Origin of the sequence: uncultured Clostridium sp. (assembly GCF_934754915.1) — a bacterium.
In the GTDB taxonomy this organism is placed as follows: domain Bacteria; phylum Bacillota; class Clostridia; order Clostridiales; family Clostridiaceae; genus Clostridium.
Map to the genome: position 1 here is coordinate 1 of NZ_CAKVKB010000179.1, position 5,639 is coordinate 5,639.

The 5,639-nt window shown below is 29.4% G+C and carries 5 protein-coding genes; all 5 read left to right on the top strand.

Annotated features, from left to right (window positions below; genetic code table 11):
- The first annotated feature begins 22 nt into the window (after positions 1 to 22).
- The 5 genes from argF to Q0F58_RS16780 all read left to right on the top strand — a co-directional run bounded on the left by argF (position 23) and on the right by Q0F58_RS16780 (position 5,540).
- Positions 23 to 1,018 (top strand): ornithine carbamoyltransferase, encoded by a 996-nt coding sequence (gene argF / locus Q0F58_RS16760; RefSeq protein ID WP_294379011.1) that lies wholly within the window; start codon positions 23 to 25, stop codon positions 1,016 to 1,018.
- A 7-nt stretch (positions 1,019 to 1,025) separates the two neighbouring features.
- Complete coding sequence (gene hisJ / locus Q0F58_RS16765; RefSeq protein WP_294379012.1) at positions 1,026 to 1,832, top strand: histidinol-phosphatase HisJ; 807 nt, start codon at positions 1,026 to 1,028, stop codon at positions 1,830 to 1,832.
- A 127-nt stretch (positions 1,833 to 1,959) separates the two neighbouring features.
- On the top strand, positions 1,960 to 2,562 hold the full coding sequence (locus Q0F58_RS16770) for a YdcF family protein (RefSeq protein WP_294379013.1): 603 nt from the start codon (positions 1,960 to 1,962) through the stop codon (positions 2,560 to 2,562).
- A gap of 32 nt (positions 2,563 to 2,594) precedes the next feature.
- Positions 2,595 to 3,020, top strand: coding sequence for a hypothetical protein (locus Q0F58_RS16775; protein WP_294379014.1), 426 nt, complete (start codon positions 2,595 to 2,597; stop codon positions 3,018 to 3,020).
- Positions 3,021 to 3,647: 627 nt separating this feature from the next.
- Positions 3,648 to 5,540, top strand: a complete 1,893-nt coding sequence (locus Q0F58_RS16780) for an endonuclease MutS2 (RefSeq protein ID WP_294379015.1) — start codon at positions 3,648 to 3,650, stop codon at positions 5,538 to 5,540.
- The last annotated feature ends 99 nt before the right edge of the window (positions 5,541 to 5,639 follow it).

Genomic DNA, 5,639 nt, shown 5'->3' on the forward strand with positions numbered 1-5,639 from the left:
ATTCAAAATAGGGGGCAATAAGATGGCAGTAAATTTAAGAGGAAGAAGTTTTTTAAAGTTATTAGATTTTACACCAGCAGAAATAAGATATCTTATAGATTTATCTAAAGATTTAAAAAGTTTAAAGAGAGCTGGTATTTTACATGATAAGCTTAAAGGAAAGAATATAGTTTTACTTTTTGAAAAAACATCAACAAGAACAAGATGTTCATTTGAAGTTGCAGGAAATGACTTGGGACTTGGAGTTACATATTTGGATGCAGCTGGTTCTCAGATGGGGAAAAAAGAAAGTATTGCAGATACTGCAAGAGTTCTTGGAAGGATGTATGATGGAATTGAGTATAGAGGATTCAGTCAGAAAACTGTTGAAGAACTTGCAAAATATTCAGGAGTTCCTGTATGGAATGGTCTTACTGATGAATTCCATCCAACTCAGATGATAGCAGATCTTCTTACTATTGAAGAAAAACTTGGAAGACTTAAAGGTGTAAATTTTGTATATATGGGAGATGCAAGAAACAATATGGGTAATTCCCTTATGGTTGCATGTGCAAAAATGGGGCTTAATTTTACAGCTTGTGCACCTAAAGAATTATTCCCAGCAGAAGAACTTGTTGATACATGTAAGGAAATTGCAGCAGAAAATGGATGTACAATAACCTTAAGTGAAGATGTTAAAAAAGCAACAAAAAATGCAGATGTAATTTATACAGATGTATGGGTTTCAATGGGTGAACCTGAAGAAGAATGGGATAAGAGATTAAACTTATTGAGACCTTATCAGGTTAACAGTGAGGTTATGGCCAATGCAAACAAGGATGCCATATTCATGCATTGTCTTCCAGCATATCATGATCATGAAACTAAGGTTGGAAAATCAGTTGGAGAAAAATATGGAATGGATGCAATTGAAGTTACAAATGAAGTATTTGAAGGAAAGCAATCAGTCGTATTTGATGAAGCAGAAAACAGGATGCATTCAATAAAAGCTATAATTTATGCAACTTTAGGAGTTTAATATGATTATGGAAAAAAATAAACTGAAATTAAGAGATGGACACATACATTCACCATTTTGTCCTCATGGAACTCCTGATTCTTTAGAATCTTATGTTGAAGAAGGATTAAAACATGGCTTAACTGAAATGTCATTTACTGAACATATGCCTTTTCCAGAATATTTTCTTGATGATAGAAAATTTCAAGATGAATGTGCAACACCTAAAAGTCTTATGATGAATTATATAAATGCAGTACAGGAATTAAAAGAAAAGTACAAAAACAAGATAAAGATAAATATAGGAATGGAAGTAGATTTTTTGGATGGTCTTGAGGAAAAGACAGTAGAGCTTTTAAATGAGTATGGACCATATATGGAAGATGGACTTTTATCTGTACACTTTATAAAAATAGGAGATAAGTTTACAGATATTGATGGAAAAGAAGGTTTTAAAAGAGCAGTTGATTATTATGGAAGTGTTGAAAAGGTATATGATAAATACTATGAAACTCTTATAAAGGCAGTTGAATATGATCTTGGAAAATATAAGCCTAAGCGTATAGGACATCCAAATCTTATCAGAATATTTAATAAACTTTTTCCAATAGAGTATTTAAATTGTGAGATTTTAGAAAGACTTGCAAAAGCAATAAAATTGAGAGATTATGAAGTAGATATTAATACATCTGGTCTTAGAAAGCCTTATTGTGGCGAAGTCTATGTAAGCGGGATATTCAAAGACCTTGTTGAAAAATATGAAATAAGACGGGTTTATGGATCAGATTCTCATACATCAAAAGATGTGGCAAAGGATTTTGAAAATTTATGGTAATAATTCAGAATTAAACTAATTAAAGATAAAGAAAGGAGCTGTATCTGAAAGAAGCTGTATTTGAAAAAGCAGAATTCAGTATACAGCTTTTTAAGTGTATGTTTAGAATGAAGGGAATATTAGAGTTATGGGAATTGAGAGGAATTTTATAAAAGAGATAACAGAATATATTTTTATCGAAGATAAACCAGAAAAATCTGATATAATATTTGTGCCTGGAGGGTTATATCCAGAGCCAATGGAAAAAGCATCGGAATTATATAAGGATGGATATGCAAAGTATATACTTCCATCAGGAAGATTTAGTCTTAAATTTAGTCATTTTACCAAACCTGAAAGCAAAAGTGATTTATATGGTGGAAATTATAAAACAGAATTTGAATTTTTAAAGGATGTAGCAGTAAAAAATGGAGTGCCAGGAGGAGTTATCTTAAAGGAAGATACTGCAACATGGACAAAAGAGAATGCGTTTAAGTCAAGAGAAGTTACAGATTATATGAATATTCATGTAAAAAAAGCTATAATATGCTGTAAATCATTTCATGCAAAGAGATGTCTAATGTTTTATAGATGGGCATTTAAAGAGACAGAATTTTTTGTATGCCCAGTTGATATTGAAGGTGTAAGCAGGTATAATTGGTATAAATCTCAATATGGGATTGATAGTGTCATGGGTGAATTATCAAGATGTGGAGGTCAGATGAAAAGTGCCATAAAAGAATGGTATTAACTAAAAATATATAGAAAAGTGGGAAAATTGCAATGATGTATGAAAATTTAGAAAAAAAGATTAATAAACTGGATAAAGATATTGAAGCATTAAGAAGAGCTAAACATTACTTGAGCAATAAAGACGAAATAAATGAAATAATGGACACTCTTAACAAAGAAAGACAGGTTTATGCTGATGAAATATATCTTGTCGATCCAATGGCATATACTGAATGTATAAATTATATAAGAGGTATGATGAACAAAGAACTTGGAAAAGAAGAACAGATTGAAATTCTTGAATATATAAAAGAACTTCATGGAAGAAAGTGTCCAAATGTAAGCAGAAAAAGCTATGGATTAAATGCATGGCTTAAGCACCTTGATATTGAATGTGAATGGATTCAATATGAAGATAGAGATTGGGCAGGTCTTGTAATTACAGGAATAATTCCAAGAGTGCAGAATGGAAATTAATTTATATTGTTAATTGTAACATAATAATATTAATTAAAATATTTGATTTATAAACATAAGTTATGAAATAAAATGTTTGACTTATAAATATGAATGATGTATCATGAGTTTAAAGGAATTTTTTGTTTCCTTTAAAAATATAAATAAATATTAGTATAGGTTTCAGATTGAAAGTGAGGGAAGTTTGTGAGTGTCTAGTATTGACATTTGATTTTAAATTTAATATTAATTCAAAAAAGAGGGGGTAAAGGACCTTTGCTTGTTGTTGAATTAATTAAATCAGGTATACTAGACGAGTCATGAATTTTTCTTATTAAAATGCAGCACATTGAGTATAAACTTTTTATACTGTTGTGTTTTTAGTGATAAATTATTTAAGCTGTGGAGTATCCATGGCTTTTTATTTTGCAATATATAAATTTGGATATTTAAAATTATAATTTTATATAATCAACTATAGTATTTATGCTGACTTATAATACTATATGTGGATATAAATTTGATGTTTATGTTAATATGAAAAATCCTAAAAAATATATATAAATAGAATCATCAATAAATATGAATTTTATGAAATCTATACAGAATTCATGGCTTGAATACACTATGAAAAGAGGAATTTAAACTATGAATAATATGACTTTTGAAAAATTACATTATTATAAATTGAAAGAGATTGTAAAATCCTATTGTGTCAGTAATCTAGGAAAGAAATTGATAGATAAAATTGTGCCAGACAGCAGTATTAAAAATGTTGAAAGAATGTTGAGTGAAACAAGTGAAGGAAGAAATCTTCTTGATGCAGGATATCATATTCCATTGGAAGGTATTTTTGATATATGCCCTCTTATTGACAAAATAGATAAAGGAGGGGTTCTTGAACCTTCAGAACTTGCTAATATATGTGACTTTTTAAGAGGTTGCAGAAAAATAAAGACATTTATAAAGGATAAAGAAGGTTATGCACAAACATTAAGTTCTTATGGTGAAAATATAACTGAATTGAAATATATTGAAGAAGAAATTGAAAATGCGGTAAAAGGTTCTGTTGTAGATTCAAATGCAACAAAGGAATTAAAAAAAATAAGAAAGCAGATTGGAATATGCGAAGAAAAGATAAAGGAAAAGCTTGAAAAGTTTATAAAAAATCCATCAAACAGGCAATATCTTCAGGAGTTTTTTGTGAGTCAACGTAATGGAAGATATACTGTTCCTGTAAAAGCTGCTTACAAAAATCATATATCAGGAAATGTGATTGAAGTTTCAGCAAAGGGAAGTACTGTATTTATTGAACCTGATGCAGTTTCAAGATACACTGCTGAACTTGCAGGATTGAGTGCAGAGGAAAGCGTTGAAGAATATAGGATTTTAGCAATGATAAGTGAAATGATATATGAACGAATTCATGATATCAAGATTAATATCGAAGTTATTTCAGAATATGATATGATACTTGCAAAAGCAAAATATAGCAGAGAAATAAATGGAATAAAACCAAAGCTTAATGACAGGGGATATATAAAAATAATAAAAGGCAGATATCAGCTTATTGAAAATGGAGTGCCTCTTGATTTTGAAATAGGAGATAATTATAGAAGCCTAATAATTACAGGACCCAATGCAGGAGGAAAGACTGTTGTTTTAAAAACAGTAGGACTTATGACTCTTGCAGTTATGAGTGGATTCCATATTTCATGCGGTGAAGGAAGTGAAATGGCTGTATTTGATAATATATTTGTTGATATTGGAGACAATCAGAGTGTTGAAAATTCACTGAGCACATTTTCATCTCATGTAAAAAATCTTGCTGATATATTGAGGGAAAGCAGCAGAAATTCTTTGCTATTATTTGATGAAATAGGAAGCGGAACAGAGCCTAATGAAGGTGCAGCACTTGCAATAGCTGTTCTTGAAGAATTTTATCATAAAGGATGTATAACTGTTGCATCGACTCATTATGGAGAAATAAAGAATTTTTCAGAGAATCATCCTCATTTTGAAAATGCAGCAATGGAATTTAAAAAGGATACTCTTGAACCTTTGTATAGACTTCACATTGGAAAAAGTGGAGACAGTAATGCATTGTATATTTCTAAGAAGATGGGAATACCTGAACATATAATTCAAAGAAGCAGAAAATATATTGATACTAAAGAGTATAATTATGAACTTTTAAAAGATAGTAAAATAAAAAAGGAGTCTTCTTTTGAAAAAGAAAATATTGCAGATGACATATTCAAAAAGGGAGATAAGGTAAAACTTCTTGACTGTAATAAGAGTGGTATAGTTTATAAGGAAATTGACAAGTTTAATAATGTTGTAGTATTTATAAATGGTGAATTTAAAGAAGTTAATTATAAGAGAATAAAACTTGAATTGAAGTGTGCTGAACTTTATCCAGAAGGATATGATCTTAATCAGATTTTTGTATCATTTAAAGAAAGAAAACTTGAGCATGATATAGAAAGAGGTTCCAAAAAAGCACTTAAAAAAATAAGAAAAGAAAGTAAAACTTTCTAATCAGAATGTAGTTTAATTATTAAATTATATATATGATATAATAATTAAAGAATATAACATAAATTCAAGAAAATACAGAGAGTGAAAAAATATAGAAAG